Source organism: Flavobacterium sp. M31R6 (assembly GCF_013284035.1).
Lineage (GTDB): Bacteria > Bacteroidota > Bacteroidia > Flavobacteriales > Flavobacteriaceae > Flavobacterium.
Map to the genome: position 1 here is coordinate 1,696,521 of NZ_CP054141.1, position 16,328 is coordinate 1,712,848.

At 33.5% G+C, this 16,328-nt stretch carries 13 protein-coding genes; 6 read left to right on the top strand and 7 right to left on the bottom strand.

Annotated features, from left to right (window positions below):
• Nucleotides 1-155: 155 nt before the first annotated feature.
• The gene (locus tag HQN62_RS06930) at nucleotides 156-872 is read right to left on the bottom strand and encodes a 3-ketoacyl-ACP reductase (protein WP_173503807.1); all 717 of its coding nucleotides are present in this window, start codon (nucleotides 870-872) and stop codon (nucleotides 156-158) included.
• Nucleotides 873-882: 10 nt separating this feature from the next.
• Nucleotides 883-1,719, bottom strand: a complete 837-nt coding sequence (locus HQN62_RS06935) for a DUF6929 family protein (protein ID WP_173503808.1) — start codon at nucleotides 1,717-1,719, stop codon at nucleotides 883-885.
• A gap of 407 nt (nucleotides 1,720-2,126) precedes the next feature.
• On the opposite strand from HQN62_RS06935, the gene HQN62_RS06940 reads away from it, so the two are divergent.
• Both HQN62_RS06940 and HQN62_RS06945 read left to right on the top strand, forming a co-directional pair.
• A complete protein-coding gene (locus HQN62_RS06940) occupies nucleotides 2,127-3,581 on the top strand; it encodes a PhoX family protein (protein WP_173503809.1) in 1,455 nt (484 codons plus the stop codon).
• Nucleotides 3,582-3,663: 82 nt separating this feature from the next.
• A complete protein-coding gene (locus tag HQN62_RS06945; protein ID WP_173503810.1) occupies nucleotides 3,664-5,433 on the top strand; it encodes a cytochrome-c peroxidase in 1,770 nt (589 codons plus the stop codon).
• A 76-nt stretch (nucleotides 5,434-5,509) separates the two neighbouring features.
• Here HQN62_RS06945 and HQN62_RS06950 read toward each other — a convergent pair whose 3' ends face one another.
• The gene (locus tag HQN62_RS06950) at nucleotides 5,510-6,019 is read right to left on the bottom strand and encodes a hypothetical protein (RefSeq protein WP_116795866.1); all 510 of its coding nucleotides are present in this window, start codon (nucleotides 6,017-6,019) and stop codon (nucleotides 5,510-5,512) included.
• Between the two features lie 223 nt (nucleotides 6,020-6,242).
• Between HQN62_RS06950 and HQN62_RS06955 the strand changes: the two genes are divergently transcribed.
• The 3 genes from HQN62_RS06955 (at nucleotide 6,243) to HQN62_RS06965 (ending at nucleotide 8,904) form a co-directional block, all read left to right on the top strand.
• Nucleotides 6,243-7,625: an MATE family efflux transporter gene (locus tag HQN62_RS06955; RefSeq protein WP_173503811.1), complete on the top strand. Its 1,383-nt coding sequence runs from the start codon at nucleotides 6,243-6,245 to the stop codon at nucleotides 7,623-7,625.
• Nucleotides 7,626-7,693: 68 nt separating this feature from the next.
• Complete coding sequence (locus HQN62_RS06960; RefSeq protein WP_116795863.1) at nucleotides 7,694-8,602, top strand: prohibitin family protein; 909 nt, start codon at nucleotides 7,694-7,696, stop codon at nucleotides 8,600-8,602.
• Between the two features lie 71 nt (nucleotides 8,603-8,673).
• On the top strand, nucleotides 8,674-8,904 hold the full coding sequence (locus tag HQN62_RS06965; RefSeq protein WP_116795862.1) for a hypothetical protein: 231 nt from the start codon (nucleotides 8,674-8,676) through the stop codon (nucleotides 8,902-8,904).
• Here HQN62_RS06965 and HQN62_RS06970 read toward each other — a convergent pair whose 3' ends face one another.
• From HQN62_RS06970 to HQN62_RS06980, 3 genes are read right to left on the bottom strand one after another with little or no spacing between them, the layout of a single operon-like run.
• Nucleotides 8,905-10,539 carry an ArnT family glycosyltransferase gene (locus tag HQN62_RS06970; protein ID WP_254454493.1) on the bottom strand — a complete coding sequence of 545 codons (1,635 nt, stop codon included), beginning with the start codon at nucleotides 10,537-10,539 and terminating at the stop codon, nucleotides 8,905-8,907. It abuts the gene before it with no gap.
• Complete coding sequence (locus HQN62_RS06975) at nucleotides 10,520-11,152, bottom strand: lipid-A-disaccharide synthase N-terminal domain-containing protein (RefSeq protein WP_173503812.1); 633 nt, start codon at nucleotides 11,150-11,152, stop codon at nucleotides 10,520-10,522. The genes HQN62_RS06970 and HQN62_RS06975 overlap by 20 nt, the downstream gene beginning before the upstream one ends.
• Nucleotides 11,152-11,865, bottom strand: coding sequence for a glycosyltransferase family 2 protein (locus HQN62_RS06980; protein WP_173503813.1), 714 nt, complete (start codon nucleotides 11,863-11,865; stop codon nucleotides 11,152-11,154). The genes HQN62_RS06975 and HQN62_RS06980 overlap by 1 nt, the downstream gene beginning before the upstream one ends.
• Nucleotides 11,866-12,487: 622 nt before the next feature.
• Here HQN62_RS06980 and HQN62_RS06985 point away from each other — a divergent pair.
• Nucleotides 12,488-14,428 (top strand): LTA synthase family protein, encoded by a 1,941-nt coding sequence (locus tag HQN62_RS06985; protein ID WP_173503814.1) that lies wholly within the window; start codon nucleotides 12,488-12,490, stop codon nucleotides 14,426-14,428.
• A gap of 67 nt (nucleotides 14,429-14,495) precedes the next feature.
• Here the strand turns inward: HQN62_RS06985 and HQN62_RS06990 are convergent, their stop codons facing one another.
• Nucleotides 14,496-16,118, bottom strand: a complete 1,623-nt coding sequence (locus HQN62_RS06990; RefSeq protein ID WP_173503815.1) for an ArnT family glycosyltransferase — start codon at nucleotides 16,116-16,118, stop codon at nucleotides 14,496-14,498.
• Nucleotides 16,119-16,328: the final 210 nt, after the last annotated feature.

Below are 16,328 nucleotides of genomic sequence, written 5' to 3' on the forward strand. Positions count from 1 at the left end.
AATATTTGATATCTATACATTTATTTATTACTGAATATTTCCCCCATAGCTATTATCTCAAAATTCTATACCATTTACTTTGTAAACTAATGCATTTTGGCAAATTTAAAAGAAGCAGTTTTTAGTTGACGTTTTTTAGTTTACGTTGTTATTGGCTAAGGATTTGTTGACCAAATACTGCTGTTTTTAATAAATACGCGTCGGTTTAATTTTAGCTGGGCAATGATTAATTCAGCCATATCTTCAGATTGCATTACTTTTTCAGGATTTCCATCAGTAAGGTTTAATTCCTTTGCCATATCGGTTGCAACAGTACTTGGCGTTAAAGCGGTAACGCGAATGTTGTGTTTACGTACTTCTTGCATCAAAGAGTCTGTCAATCCCAAAACAGCAAACTTAGAAGCACTATACGCACTAGTTAATGCATTTCCGTTTAATCCTGCTGTTGAGGAAATATTGATAATATCTCCTGTTTTTCTTTCAATCATGTTGGGCAAAATAGCACGGGTTACATAATACGTTCCCATTAAATTAACCTGAATAATGCGTTCCCAATCGGCTGGCTCTAATTCTAAAAAATTACCAAAAGCAGCAATTCCGGCGTTATTGATTAAAATGTCAATGGTTTTAAATTCAGCTAAGGCTTTTTCTACAGCTGAATTTACGGAGTTGATATTGGCAACATCGGCGGTTATGGCTAATGATTTTACGCCGAACGTGCTTGATTCTTTTGCTACTTCATCAATTTCTGATTGTGTTCGAGCCAATAAAATTACGTTTACACCTTCTTTTGCCAAAGCAAGGGCAACTGCCTTACCAATTCCTTTTCCAGCACCCGTAATTAGGGCATTTTTATTTTTTAAGTCGTTCATTATTTTACTTTTAATGTTTTTTGTTTAATGTTAATTTATAAATATTGGCTTCCAATACTTCGGTGTCATTATCTTCACAAAGTAGAAACTCAATTGCGTCTGGAGAATTTTTATAAACCGTTAGTCCTTCAAATTTATGGGTGTCACTGATTTTTTTGGTGAAATCGATTTTCATGGTTTTGATGTCGATGCACCCAATAAAACTACCTAATATTTCTCCATCATGGTATGTGGAATCAGTGTCTTCGGCAGTTGATAAAAAGTAAATTTTATTGTCGATCGTAGCGGCATCGGTAAAACTGCTTCGCACTCCTTTTATTTTGGGTAATTTATAATTGTTGGAAAGGATGTTGAATTCATTAATCAAATTTTTTCCTTGGATGGTAAACAATACATTTTTGGCTGATTTTCCGTTGCCTCGGTTGAATAAGTACCATTCTTCTCCTGTATAAACAGCGCCCTCTATATTGAAATCTTCGGGTTTTATTTCGCCAAAACTTTGCATTACCGAATATAAATCAGTGAGGTCATTAGTGCTTATTTCTTTTTCAAGCGTGTTGATTTGGATCATTTTATTCCTTTTTGCAGTTGACCCAGAACCAAAAACATAGAGATTGTCTCCATAATGGGTGATGGCCTCAAAATCGGGTTTTTCACTTTTGGCAATATTTTCGGTGGCGTTTTCTATGATTTCGTGGCGTTGCAGATTTTTGGATTCTATGCTGTATTCGTATAGAAATCCGCTGTTGTCGCCTATGATGAATAAATTGTTGTCTTTGTAAATGAGTCCCGATGCTGAACCAATTCCGATAATGTGAAAAAGGATTTCAAGTGTGAATTTTTCCATGAAAAGTTGTTTTGAAAATGAATGCCCTAGCCCAGATGGAAGTGGAAATCCTTTTGAAAAGAACAGCTATTTTTTTCTTGTACTGGCAAAGCGACCGGAGGAAGCTGTTGCAAGGACTTAGAAAAAAAGCAGTTCTTGAAAAAGATTATAGCGAACAGCTGGATTAGCTCCCCAAAAGTAGTCTTTTTTGTTGGGAGAGGGAAATTGAACCTTTGTTTTGAAAGGGATTACGGAGAAAATAGGTGGTTTTTTGAATCTTTGTTTTCTTTGATGTTTTGCAGGTTTGTGTAAAATAATTGATATTTTACTTGTTTTAGTTAGATTTTGTTGAAGTTTTGTTAATATTCAGTTCATTTTCAGTTAAAAATATGGAGGTTTCTTTGTGTCGAATTTAAACAAACAACCAAATGAAAAAAATTATTCTATCGATGCTTGCAGTTGCATCATTAGTATCATGTAACGATGATAAAAATGCAGAAGAGAATCCAATTAACAGCACTGTTTTGGCAGCCAATCAATCAGTAACACCAGTTTTATTGAAAAAACAAGCTGGTTTTGAGAAACTGGAATTGTTTTCTGTTATTAGTTCTGACGATGTTTTGGCGGGAAGTCCAAATTATGTTTTTGGAGGCTCTGCAGATGGTTCCGGATTATTGAAAAATGAAGATGGGACTTTTACATTTTTAGTAAATCAGGAAGATAACTTTTCGGTATCCAGAATAACATTGGACAAAACATTTAAGCCGGTAAAAGGAGAGTATTTATTGAATTCAAAAGGAGGTACTTGGAGATTATGCGGTGCTACAATGGCTACTCCTGCAGAACATGGTTTTGGACCAACTTACCTAACTTGTGGTGAATCTGGAGAAGAGTCTCGTACACATGCCTTGAATCCTTATGGGGATGTAGGATCGGCAAGTGTTTCTAAAGAGTTGCCTGGTTTTGGACGCCTAAGCGCCGAAAATGCTTTGCCTTTAAGAAAAACTGCTTTTGCAGGTAAAACGGTGGTAGTCATTGGTGATGATGATTCTGGAACTTATGGAGGTCAATTGTTTATGTATGTGGCGAATACAGTTGGGGATCTTACAAACGGTTCATTGTACATGATGAAAAGAACGGATGGTAACCAAAGAGAGAAAGATATGGTTACGGGGAAAGATTATCCAGTTTCTTTTGTGAAAATTGAAAATCATACTACTTTGACTGGGGCACAAATCAATGCTGCGGTAAATACATTATCTGCCATCAAATTTGGTAGAGTGGAAGACCTTGATTATAGAAAAGGTGGCGATGCTGCCGATCGTGAAATTTACTTTAATGTTACGGGTCAAGATTACGTTAAAACAAATGCTGATGCGTCCAGAACCAAATATGGTAGAGTTTATAAATTGAACTTGGATGCCGCAAATCCATTGTCAGGAACTTTGCAGGTGTTACTTGACGGAGACGATCGTACTGGGATTGCCGGAAAATTTCAAAATCCAGATAATATTTGTGTAACTAAAAACTATGTTTATGTAGAAGAAGATGCAAATGGTTATGGTGATGAAACACATGACGCCTATATTTATCAGTACAATATTGCGACAAAACAACTAAAAGTGGTAGTTGAATTAGATCACCGTCGTACAGCAACAGATGCAGCCAAATATAATGTTGGTGGAACTTCTAAGTTTGGAGATTGGGAATATGGTGCTTTAATCGATGTATCTGAGCAATTGGGAATAGATGATACTTTTTTATTAAGTGTTCAACCGCATACTTGGACTGGAGATAAGTATAAAAATATTGATGGAGGAAATGGCCGTCCAAATGAAAATCAAGCAAGCCAAATTGTATTGATTAAAGGGTTAGCTAGATAATTTACTTTTTTTATTTTTTTCAGAAGTCCACGATTTTGTCTTGAAATCGTGGTTTCTGTTTTTTACATTTTTAATCATTTATATGAAAAATATTGTTTTCCTTTTTATCTCTTTTTTACTGTTTTCTTGTTCCGAATCTAAGCCCAAAGCCGAGCAAATTAATGATTTGTACAAATCGGATTTGGTTTTTTTGCAAAAAAATGTTGTTCAACTACAACATTTAGTCGAAAATGGAGCAACTCAAAAGCAATTGCAAAACCAATTTTTAAAAGCACATCAGAGTTATAAAAGAGTTGAATCTATTAGTGAATATTTTTTTCCGTCAGTTTCCAAAGCGATAAACGGTCCAGCTCTTGATGAATATGAAGATGACGAAGGGATTACAGTTCCTCCAGCAGGACTTCAGGTTATTGAGGAATTTTTTTTTCCGGTATATGATAAGAATGCCAAAAATGAAATTCTAAAAGAAATAGGTATTCTCACCGCTAATGTGTACCGTTTGGAAATGATTTCGAAAACCAATGAGTTAACAGATGCTTCTGTTTTTGATGCGATGCGTTTGGAGGTTTTTAGAATAATTACATTGGGGATAACGGGATTTGATTCTCCGATTGCCCTGAATTCTTTACCAGAAGCGATAACTTCATTGGAATGTATCGAAAAACAGTTAGCTATTTATGATGAGAATGGACAAAATTCGACGACTTTAAAAATATTAAAAGAAGGAAAAGATTATTTGAATAAAAATTTGAAGTTTAATGAATTTGACCGCGCCTATTTTATTAAAAATTATTTGAATCCTTTGAGTAAAGCAATTTATGAATTGCAATCGGATTTGAAAATTCCTTTTTTTAAGGAAAGTCGAGGATTGAAAGTTGGAGCTCAGACATTATTCGATAAAAATGCTTTTGATGCAGAAGCTTTTTCAGGATTTCCGGATTATAAAACGACAAAGGAGAAAATAGAATTGGGTAAATTGTTGTTTAATGATCCTGTTTTATCAGGCAACAATACTCGTTCTTGTGCTTCTTGTCATTATGCTGACAAAGCTTTTACCGATGGTATGGAAAAAGCAGTTACATTGGATGGAAAACAAATGGTAAAAAGGAATACGCCAACGCTCTCCAATATTGCTTTTCAGCGTAGCTTTTTTTATGATTCGAGAGTGAATTATCTAGAAGATCAGGCAATTGCCGTGATTACAAATGAGAACGAAATGCACGGGTCTTTGGAGAAATCAGCTTTGGATTTAAAAAAGAGTGAAAAATATGCTGCCAATTTTGAGAAAGCATTTCCAAACAAAGAAATTACTGCTTTTGCAATCAAAAATGCATTGGCATCATACATTCGGTCTTTAAGTAATTATGATTCAAGATTTGATGGTTATATGAGAGGGGAAGAAAAATTTAATCTTGATGAAATAGCTGGTTTTAATCTTTTTGCAGGTAAAGCCAAATGTGCAACCTGCCATTTTATCCCTTTGACAAATGGGACTGTTCCCCCTAATTTTGATAGGTCTGAGAGTGAAGTTCTAGGTGTTCCTGGAAAAGACAAAAAGATAGATGAAGATTTGGGTAAATTTGATTTGACAAAAGCAGAAGTGAATCGCTATTCGTTTAAAACACCAACGATTCGAAATATTGCATTAACTGCTCCTTATATGCACAATGGTGTTTTCAAAACGTTGGAAGAAGTAATTGATTTCTATGATGGAGGCGGTGGAAATGGTTTGGGTTTTAATTTATCCAATCAAACGTTGCCAATCGATAAATTAAATTTAACGCCATTAGAAAAGAAACAGCTAATTGCTTTTATGAAGACCCTGACGGATAAGAAGCTAGAATATAAATAAATAAAATGCCCCCAAATAGTTTCTAACTTTTCGGGGGCATTGCAATTATTAGGCCTTTTTTTGGCGAATTATTTTTTTACAAATCAAATCCGTATGCTACACGTAATGCAATTTGATCAGTATCATAATCTGTATAAGCTTCATAACGTAAACTTAAATCAATATTTTTAGTAGCATATCCAACTCCAGGTGACCAGATATAAGTGTTTTGGTCATAACCGTTGGTTACTGCAAAACCACCACCTACTTCTCCTAAAAGATAAAATTGATTTCCACCGATGAAAGCTTTAAAACCAGCTTTTACTGGAATGAAGCCTAAATCTTTTACATTTGGGTCAACGAATAAATTAGTAAAACCTGTTGTAAGTGTTAGAGATGCTCTTGGTGCTAAATCATATTGAAGGCGAACATCTCCACCCAAAGACCAGTCGTAATCATCATTGTCTGTTGGTATTCCTCCGTTAAGACCAATTCCTAAACGGAATCCCTGATTGAAGCTTTTTGTATCTTGAGCTTGTGAATTGTTTGCAAAGAATAGTGCGATTGCGAATGTAAATAATGCTTTAATTTTTACTGTAGTTTTCATAATTGAAATTTTGGGTATTTTTTTAATTGGTTCTGTTTATTTGTATCAGAACTACCCTGCAAATGTAAGGTTAGGATTTGCCTGGAATGTTATAGAATTATTGCTTACTGTTATAGAATTACTTGATTTACGCAAAAAATATCTAAAAAACGGATGTTATATTTTTAATACTGTTGATGCAATTGAAAGCTTCTATTTATCTTTGCTGACTTAATAAATTAAAATGAACGTTGAACAATACACTAAAGAATTCTCATATAATATAAAATTGGCTTATCCCGTGATTCTAGGAATGCTTGGGCATACTTTGATCGGAATTGTGGATAATTATATGGTTGGAAATTTAGGGTCAACTGAGTTGGCCGCAGTTTCTTTGGGGAATAGTTTTATCTTTTTGGCTTTGTCTATAGGGATAGGTTTCTCTACAGCTATAACACCATTAACTGCTGAAGCCGATGCTGAGAAAAACGATAAGAAAATCAGAACTACATTTCACCATGGTTTGTTGTTGTGCACGATTCTTGGTGTGTCGTTGTTTATATTGACTGTGTTGTCGAAGCACTTGATGTATTTTATGAATCAGCCTCCAGCTGTGGTTGCACTAGCGGCACCTTATATTGATTGGGTTGCTTTTTCTCTAATTCCGGTTGTGATGTATCAAGGATATAAGCAATTTGCCGATGGATTGTCTTTGACTAAATATTCGATGTATTCTATTATTTTGGCCAATGTGGTGCACGTGTTTTTTAACTACGTATTGATTTATGGTTTTTGGATTTTTCCAAAATTGGGAGTTGTAGGGGCTGCTTTAGGAACTGTGATTTCCAGAATTATGATGGTGGTTTTTATGCATTATCTAATGAAACACAATGCCATTATGAAACAGTATTTTAAAAATTTCACTTTTAAAGAAATAAAAAAATCAATTATTAAAAAAATTATTGGACTAGGTTTTCCTTCGGCTATGCAAATGTTATTTGAGGTGACTTTGTTTACGGCGGCAATTTGGCTTTCGGGCACATTGGGAAAAAATAGTCAGGCAGCAAATCAAATTGCTTTGATACTTGCTTCGTCAACATTTATGGTGGCAATGGGTTTGAGTGTTACGGCCATGATTCGGGTGAGTCATTCCAAAGGGTTGGCGGACTATAAAGGCCTGATTATCGTTGCGCGATCTATCTTTTTATTGGCGGTAATGATTGAAGCTTTTTTTGCTTGTATTTTTGTTGTTTTTCATAATTTCTTGCCGCATTTGTTTTTGAATATGAATGATCCTGCTCAGGTTTTGGATAATAAGGAAATCATTTTCATCACTTCGAAATTATTATTGATAGCTGCTATTTTTCAAATTTCTGATGGAATTCAAGTAGTTGTTTTGGGTGCTTTGAGAGGTTTGCAAGATGTGAAAGTTCCAATGTACATTACTTTTGTGGCCTATTGGATTGTAGGTTTCCCAATTTCTTTTTATTTGGGAAAATATACCGACTTAAAAGCGGTTGGTGTTTGGATTGGCCTTTTGGCAGGTTTGACTGCGGCGGCTCTGTTTTTGTATATTCGTTTTGCTCGTTTGACAAAAAAGCTGGTTCTTGAAAATTCAGGAAAATAAGTGTTTGTAAGAATGTAACTTATAATTGGTTTTAACGTATAATCAACGTACCAATTAAAAACTATAAAATGATACTATTTATTATTCTTGGAATAATTTTACTGATTGTTGGATTTGCATTAAGCCACAATGTTAATCCGTTTTCTAAATTTACTGGTCTATTAAGGATTATTGGATTTATCCTAATCGTTTTAGGAATTTTTTCTTCAATGTTTAAGCAAATTGACGCTGGGCAAGTAGGAGTGAAGTCTCTTTATGGAAGTGTGGATTCTGATGTATTGGAAAGCGGTTTACATGTTATCAATCCGCTTTTGGATATTACCACATTTGATATTCAAACACAAAATTACACGATGTCTGCTGTTCACGGCGAAGGTGCACAAGCAGGAGATGATGCCATTCGTGTTTTGTCTAACGACGGACTTGAAGTAGTTATTGATTTGACTGTTCTGTATCGTGTGGTTCCTACCGATGCACCAAAGATTTTTAAGACTATTGGTGTGGATTATACCGATAAAATAGTAAGACCAATCACTAGAACCAGAATACGTGACAACGCTGTTTTTTATGATGCTGTGGCATTGTATTCGACCAAAAGAAATGAGTTTCAGGCGCGAATTTTTAAGACTATTGAATCTGATTTTAAAAGCAGAGGTTTAGTTTTGGAACAATTGTTAATTCGAAATATTGATCTTCCAATTTCGGTTAAAAAATCGATAGAAAGTAAAATTAATGCCGAACAAGATGCTCAAAAAATGACTTTTGTACTTCAAAAAGAAAAACAAGAAGCCGAGCGAAAAAGAGTGGAAGCACAAGGTATCGCTGATTATCAAAGAATTATTTCTCTGGGATTAACCGATAAACAATTGCAATACGAACAAATTAAAGCACAAAAAGAGCTGGCAGCTTCACCAAATTCTAAAATTATTTTTATGAATGGAAAGGGAAGTGCACCGGTTATTTTGTCTGATAAATAAAATTTTTGGTTAATCGGTTATTTGTTTAACCGTTTAACCGAATAAACAAATAAACGATTAAACTTAAAAACATGGAATTACCAAAATTTTTACTGGGAGATAATACTGATTTTCCAGATGATATTTTTATCATTCACTTGGATTACCCAAGATTCATCATCAATTTGAAAGACGATGAGGTTGAATTTATGGAAGAAGCAGAAGACCTTGATGAAGCCGAATTAAACGCCGAAATGGAAGGACTGATTGTTCTTGCCAATGAATTTTATGATAGAGAAATGGAACGTTACGAAAAAGAATAATTATTTCTTCGTAACGATATAGTATATTCTAACCAATCTGTCATTGTGCTTTTTGGAGTCTTTCGGAACATGATTCAAATCGATATACGAAACTCTTTTTAGATTGTAATTCTGAAATTCTTTTTTGGAGGCAATACTGTCCGCTTGCAAAGCCAATAAACCAAATTTACTCTCTTTGGGTAAGTTTAGTTTATTGGTTTCATCATTTAGTAATATAGGTATGCTGAAGCCATAATCCCAAATAATTTCGGGTGTAAAAGAATTTAATTCATAGGTTCTAACACCCAAATTCTTTTCTTTCTCTCTGATTGCTTTTGCACTGGCGTAATCCGGATTTTTTAAAATTAGTTCCGTGAATGGTATTCCAAAAACAATAACGGCTATCTGAACGGCAATTACTGCGTAGAATACTTTTGCAAAGTTTTTGTTTCTAAGGTTTGTAACTAATACATAACCTATTGCTAATAAAGATAAGCTCAGGCCAATTAGCCAAATTTCGAATCCTGCTAAATCATTTTTTACTTTGATGAAAATTCCAACTGGAATAGCAATACAAATGATTCCGATAAGCCCAAAAGCAAAATAAACAATTCCTTTTTCCTTTTTTAGACTGATATTTTTGAAATTGTTAATCAAGTATTCAATATAAAATCCTGTGTTCAAAGCCATCGGAATTAAAACAGGCAATAAATATCTTGATTTTTTTTCGGGTACTATCGAAAGTAAAACCACAGAAGCCAACGTCCAGATTAATGTAAATTGATAAGCTTTTAAATTGCTGACTCTGCTTTTTAAATACGGATAAATTAAAGCAATAAATGCAGGGACTGTCCAAATACCGCTTTGGGTAAAAAAGCTCCAATAATAATAAAAAGGTCTGGTGTTGTAATTTCCCCATCGGCTGCTTTCTATTTTGGTCACTTTTAAATAGGTTGCAGGATCTGCCCATTTGACATACAATGGCCATGATAAACCGATGATTATACCCAATAGAAGAATAAGTATAAGGTACATTTTTTTGTCTTTCAAGTGAAACTTGTAAGTAAAACCATAAGCAATTAAAAAAGGCAATAATAAGGCATAAACTGAAATTGGTCCTTTGCTTAAAAAAGAAAATCCAAAAAATAATCCTGCCATGACAGCATTAAAAAGAGGTTTCTTTGAACCATTCAATAAATCCCAAATGAACAATATGCAAACCACCATGAAACTGTGGGTGTACATGTCCCATTGATTGTCTCTTCCGGCGAAATAAATGTAAAAAGAAGTAATCAAAATAAGTCCGTTGTGGAAACTTTGCTGTTTGGATAAACCTAATTTTTCAGAAAATTTATAAACTCCAAATACAAGTAATAATGTAATTAACGCAACAGGGATTCGCATTCCATAAATACTGTCAAATCCAAAAATAATTCCGGAAACAGCCGTTAGCCAGGTTGGTAATGGTGGTTTTTCATAACGTGGTAAATCATTGAGGGTTGTCAGTATCCAATGATTATGGGTTGCCATTTCTCTTGCAGTAATAAAGTTTCGAGCTTCCATGATGTTCACTTCGATAACATCTAAATGCGGGAAAAGCATCAAGCAGGCTACTACAAAAAGCCAAAAAGTGTAATTATGAATTAATTTTGACATCCTTCTTTATGATTATTATATTTCTAGTATAAATGACTAATCCTATGGCGTGACCTGCTAATAATACTGGATCTTTTCTGATTATGGCATAAATGAATATGATAAGGGATCCAGTCAAACTAATGATCCAAAAGCCTAATGGCAATACGGAATCTTTTTTCTTTTCAGAATAAAGCCATTGATAGACAAAACGCAATGTAAACAGTACTTGGCCTATGATCCCTGTCCAAAGCAACCATTTAGGAATTGCTTCATTTCTTAATAAATTGTCTAAATCATAGACATTATTGTTATAGGAATACCAAACTATAAAAGCGGGGAATAAAAGAATGAACCACCGGAGTGCCACATGTATTTTCTTCCAGTCATTTTGCAGTTGAATGTTTCTGATGTAAATGTAATAAGTGATTGTCTGTCCTAACATAATTGAGAAATCATGTCTAAAATAACCGTAAACAAACAATAAAAAAGAAGCAAATAAACTGATTTCCCAAAACAAAACAGGAGTCAATACCTTTTTGTTTTTTTCGGAAATAATCCATTGCAATATCATTCTGCTCGAAAATAAAATTTGAGCAATGAATCCTATGGAATAAATGATGATGTTGTTCATTATCCTTGTTTTGCTACACTATAATTGATGTATTTTTTCTTCATCCACAAATAAGCAAAACAATCTTGCAATGGTCCCAATAGTCGATTCCAAAGATTGAATTTTGAAACCCCTGCCACTCTAGGGAAATGTCTAACTGGAGTTTGCTTGATTTTACCATTTTGCAACAAAATCATGGCTGGTAAAAAACGGTGTAATCCATTGAACATTGGGATTCTTTTGGCCATATCCGTGCGGATTATTTTTAAGGGACAACCTGTGTCGTCCATGCCGTCATCCGTAAAAGCTCTTCGGATGCCGTTGGCTATGGTGGATGACATATTTTTGGTAAAGGAATCTTTTCTGTTGGAGCGTACCCCAGTTACAAGGTCATATTCTCCAGTATATTCCATTAGAATGTTAAAATCTTCTGGGGCTGTTTGTAAGTCGGCATCAATATAACCAACCCAAGGAGTGTCTGTATAATCAAAACCGGCTTTGATGGCGGCACTTAAACCAGCGTTTTTTTCGAAAGAAATAAAAGTGAATTCTTCGTTGTCTTTGCAGATTTTTTCAATTAATGCTTGACTGTTGTCTTTGGAGCCATCATTGACAAATAGGATTTTTGTCTTTTTCTTCGAAATGGACAGAAACTGTTTCATTTCTTGATGCACACGATCTAGGTTATCCTCTTCGTTATAAACAGGTATAATGATTGTTAATTCAAAATTCATATTTAGGATAGTTTTTACAAAAGTATTTAATTTTATGAAGATTCAGGTTGTTATTTCATTAAAAATACAATAGTTAACGTTTAGATTTAAAGTTTTTTATCTCTAATGGGCAACCTTTTTTTTGGCAATTCGCAAGTATATAAGTTTGACTGTGAAATTTATTTGGACAGTTCATGTAGTTTTTAAAGTATTGTAACTTAAAATTTGAATCAATTCCAAATTTTATTCTTCAAATAACTCTTTCGAGCGGTTTTTATTTTGATCAATAATTGAAATATTTGAAAGTGTTTCGTTTTTGTTAAGCTCGTTTACTAATGCAGTACAACATAGTAAGGCTGGTTTGTTTAGTGTAAGTAATAGTTGTTTAATTAGTTATGATAAAAAGCATTGTAGGAATGATTGTTTTTTGAATTTTCAAGGCTGTTTTACAGCTTTATTCCTCGCTATGATTTTAATAAATTTTGAACGAATTATTAGATAAACAAAGCTATATTTGCCCTCCAAAAATAAGGGGTTAAGACGTGTAGTTCAATACTTACTAGTCCTTCAAAATTCAACCGCTTTTTTATAATTTTATTAATCGTTTAAGATTCAATTGCTCTTAAATTTTAAATTTTTGTTAATGAGAAAATTCAATTTTCTAAAACCTATTTTGAATTTCATTTTATTTGGGTTACTCATAATGACGTTAAGTCGCTTGTTCTTGTTTTTTCTTTTTGAGGACAGAGTTGTAGAAACTCATAATTATTGGTATATTTTCCCTATTGGTTTACGAATGGATTTGATACTGTTGTGTTATATTTCGTTTCTTCCAGCGCTTTTAATTACTTTTTTGCCAAATAAATGGATCAGATTCACCAATAAATTTTTGGTTTGTTATAGTTTTTTATTTCTTTTTCTAATTCTTTTTATCGAATTGGCAACTCCAGATTTTGTTAAACAATATGATACAAGACCAAACAAAATATTTTTGGATTATCTGATTTATCCACGAGAAGTTGTTGGAATGCTTTTGAAAAGTTATTTGATTTCGATAATTGTTACTTTTTCAATTTTAGGAATTGCGTTGTATTTTGCTATCAAAAAAGGTAAAGAGTTTTTTTACACCAAGGATTCAGATTATAAAAGCAAATTGACAATATTTCCTTTGGTTGCTTTTTTATTGTTTTTTGGTGCACGTTCAAGCCTTGCTTCCAAGCGACCGATTAATGGAAGTAATGCTGTTTTTTCGACGGATCAGTTGACAAATTCTTTAGGCATAAATTCATTTTATACCGTTGCATTTGCTGCTTATTCTCTCAAAAACGAAGCAAATACGGAGATGTATGGCAAAATGGAGAAAGCAGAAGCTATTGCTCGTGTAAAAAAATATATGACGGTTGGCGAGAATGAATTTAGTACTCCCGAAATTCCTTTTCTTCACGTTCAGAACCCGAAAGTACTTTTGAAGAGGCCTTATAATTTAGTGGTTTTTTTACAAGAGAGTCTGGGTGCAGAATATGTGGGAAGTTTAGGGGGAAAACCTTTAACTCCAGAATTTGACCGTCTTTCAAAAGAAGGACTTCTTTTTACAAATTTATATTGTACAGGAACCCGCAGTGTTCGTGGAATTGAAGCAGTAATTACAGGATTTCTTCCATCACCATCAGAGAGCGTTGTGAAATTAGGAGGGTCTCAGCAAGGATTTTTTACTTTGGCAGATGCTTTTAAAAGAAAAGGTTACGAGACTAGTTTTATTTACGGAGGAATGTCAAATTTTGACAATATGGCTTCGTTTTTTAACGGTAATAGTTTTCAGGATATTGTAGATCAGGATGATTTTGATTCTGATGGGAATAAATATGCTTTCAAAGGTACTTGGGGGTATTCTGATGAGGATTTGGCAGTAAAGGCTAATAATTATTTCAAAAGTAAAGGAGATAAACCTTTCTTTTCTCTAATGTTTTCAACTTCAAACCATGAACCGTTTGAATATCCTGCTGGAAGAATCAAACCTTATGATAAAAAAGCGGCAACGGTTAACAATGCTATGAAATATGCTGATTTTTCAATTGGTAAATTCTTTGAAATGGCTAAAAAGGAGGCATATTTTAAAAACACTATTTTTATTGTTATTGCGGATCATAATACACGAACATACGGCAAGAATTTAGTTCCAATAAATAAATTCCATATTCCGGCATTGATATTGGGACCTGGTGTGCCAAAGGGTAAAGTGTACAGTCAATTGGCAAGTCAGATCGATATTCCACCTACTTTGTTAAGTTATGTTGGAGGTCAGTTTGAAACGCCTATGGTTGGTAGAAATCTAAACGGTAATCAGCCTGTAAAAAAAGGAAGAAGCCTAATGCAGTTTAATGATATCAACGCTTTCCGAGTTGAAAATAATGTGGTAATCATGCAACCCAATTTGAAGCCGCTACAATTTAAAATCAAAAATGATACTACTTTCATTCCGGTTAAATTGAATGAAGAATTTGCAAAAGATGCTTTGGCGCATGTGATAGTGGCGGGAGATTTGTATAAAGAGAAAGAATATAAGTCGAGGGATGTGAAAAAATAATTTTTCATTTCTGTTGAAAACAAAAAGTCACTAAAGAAGAAGTTTCGTCTTTAGTGACTTTTTGTTTTTAATTGTAATAAAGTATCCATTTGTTAAAATATTTTTTGTTTCTAAAAGGAGTAATTGCTGTTTTGATGTATTTGGGTAATGTTTCTTTTTTTCTCACCAAGAAAACTGTGTTTTGTGTTTTGAAATCGGTTTTGAATCGCTTGATTTCTTTGTTTTCCTCCAAGTTGTAATAGGTTTTTCTATAGTTTAAATTTTGTTCGAATTGGATTTCTCTTTTGCAAGTGTAATTTCCATCATTAAGTGTTATTATGTTTTTATCGGTATAAAAAGACATGGACGGAAGCAGATAATTATATACATACACTTTTTTTGTTTTCAATGCCGTCACAAAAGTAGCGATAGGTTTTACGGAGTTGATGAGCAATTCGTTTGACCTCATTAAACAAGTTGAGAAAATCAGTAAAGAGATCGTGTTTATTAGAAGTGTATATAGGTTTTTGTTGAACCAGTTATCATTCTTTATACCAAAAATGCTAACTAACATTCCGGATAGCAAGATCAAAACATAAGGAAGTTCAAGTTCGACTTTGTGAATTAGGATAGCTACAAAAATGGCACTAAACAATAGAGTAAAATAGCCGTATAGATAAATCGTGAATTTTTTCCAATGGATTTCATCTAATCGAACCAAATGAGTTGAAGCAAACATTATCAGAAAAGGCAGAGAGGGTAAAACATAGAAAATCAGTTTGGTTTTGAATAGTGAAAAAATTAAAATAATTATGAAAAAGGAAGTCAATAAAATTTTTCCTTTTACAACTGTGGTGCCTGCTTTTTTTACAGACAGAAAAATATATATAACCCAAGGGAACAGAGACAAAGGAAGAAAAACGATATAATACCAAAAGGGCTTTCCTCTATTGAAAGCATCGTTTGAAGCAATTCTTTGGTAAAGTTGATTGCTGGTAAAGTAATCCAAAACCATTGGGTTTTCTTTTATAACGGCCAAATACCACCAACCGCAGGAAATAAAAAACACTACGATTCCCCAAAAATCATATACTGAAAATTTGATTCTTTTTTTGTTGTAATAAAGCCAAGTTAATTGAAAGACAAAAACTGGAATAAGCACCAATGGACCTTTTGTGAAGAAACCCAGTGAAAGTGATAAATAAAATAGGAAAAAGAATTTTTTTTCATCTAAATAGCGAAGCCAAAAATAGACCGACATCATGACAAAGGTGTTCAGGTAGGCATCGGTGGTTAAATTACGGATAGATGCTAAAAACAAAGGAGTTGAAAAATATAAAACGACAGATAGTAAGGATGTTTTTTTGTCATTAAACAAAAGTTGAGAGGTTTTGTAAATCAGAATCAATTGGACCAAAAGCGCAATTGATAAAAAGAAGCGCGCACCAAATTCATTAATTCCAAAGATGGCGTAGCCTAAGGCGGTTATGTAATATGTAAGTGGCGGTTTGTGATAATGTGAAATTCCCATTTTTCTGGGATGAATATAGTCGCCAGATTCAAACATTTCTTTGGCGATTTCTGCATAACGGGCTTCACTTGTTTCAGTAAGCCCCCATGCTCCGAGCTGAAATAGAGTAACGAGAAAAATAGCTATCAGGATTAAATTGACGGGCTCTCTTGAAATTAAGATTAAAAATTTATTATTCATTATAAAATGAAATTTTGGGTTAATAAAAATTTAAGTGTTGAATCGTTTTTTTAGTATTGTTGATAATTTATTAAAGCGGTAGTGCTATTTGTTGGCTTTTTTTTAATGTTATTTTAAGAAATCTTATTGTCTCTGAATAAAATAACTAAATACATGATAATGACCAAGTTACGTATATTTTTTATTAATACGGATTGTTTTACAAATATT

What these genes read in the sequence shown, in the direction of transcription:
- HQN62_RS06930 (WP_173503807.1), bottom strand. Translation starts at nt 872, where the DNA reads ATGAACGACTTAAAAAATAAAAATGCCCTAATTACGGGTGCTGGAAAA.
- HQN62_RS06935 (WP_173503808.1), bottom strand. Translation starts at nt 1,719, where the DNA reads ATGGAAAAATTCACACTTGAAATCCTTTTTCACATTATCGGAATTGGT.
- HQN62_RS06940 (WP_173503809.1), top strand. Translation starts at nt 2,127, where the DNA reads ATGAAAAAAATTATTCTATCGATGCTTGCAGTTGCATCATTAGTATCA.
- HQN62_RS06945 (WP_173503810.1), top strand. Translation starts at nt 3,664, where the DNA reads ATGAAAAATATTGTTTTCCTTTTTATCTCTTTTTTACTGTTTTCTTGT.
- HQN62_RS06950 (WP_116795866.1), bottom strand. Translation starts at nt 6,019, where the DNA reads ATGAAAACTACAGTAAAAATTAAAGCATTATTTACATTCGCAATCGCA.
- HQN62_RS06955 (WP_173503811.1), top strand. Translation starts at nt 6,243, where the DNA reads ATGAACGTTGAACAATACACTAAAGAATTCTCATATAATATAAAATTG.
- HQN62_RS06960 (WP_116795863.1), top strand. Translation starts at nt 7,694, where the DNA reads ATGATACTATTTATTATTCTTGGAATAATTTTACTGATTGTTGGATTT.
- HQN62_RS06965 (WP_116795862.1), top strand. Translation starts at nt 8,674, where the DNA reads ATGGAATTACCAAAATTTTTACTGGGAGATAATACTGATTTTCCAGAT.
- HQN62_RS06970 (WP_254454493.1), bottom strand. Translation starts at nt 10,539, where the DNA reads ATGTCAAAATTAATTCATAATTACACTTTTTGGCTTTTTGTAGTAGCC.
- HQN62_RS06975 (WP_173503812.1), bottom strand. Translation starts at nt 11,152, where the DNA reads ATGAACAACATCATCATTTATTCCATAGGATTCATTGCTCAAATTTTA.
- HQN62_RS06980 (WP_173503813.1), bottom strand. Translation starts at nt 11,865, where the DNA reads ATGAATTTTGAATTAACAATCATTATACCTGTTTATAACGAAGAGGAT.
- HQN62_RS06985 (WP_173503814.1), top strand. Translation starts at nt 12,488, where the DNA reads ATGAGAAAATTCAATTTTCTAAAACCTATTTTGAATTTCATTTTATTT.
- HQN62_RS06990 (WP_173503815.1), bottom strand. Translation starts at nt 16,118, where the DNA reads ATGAATAATAAATTTTTAATCTTAATTTCAAGAGAGCCCGTCAATTTA.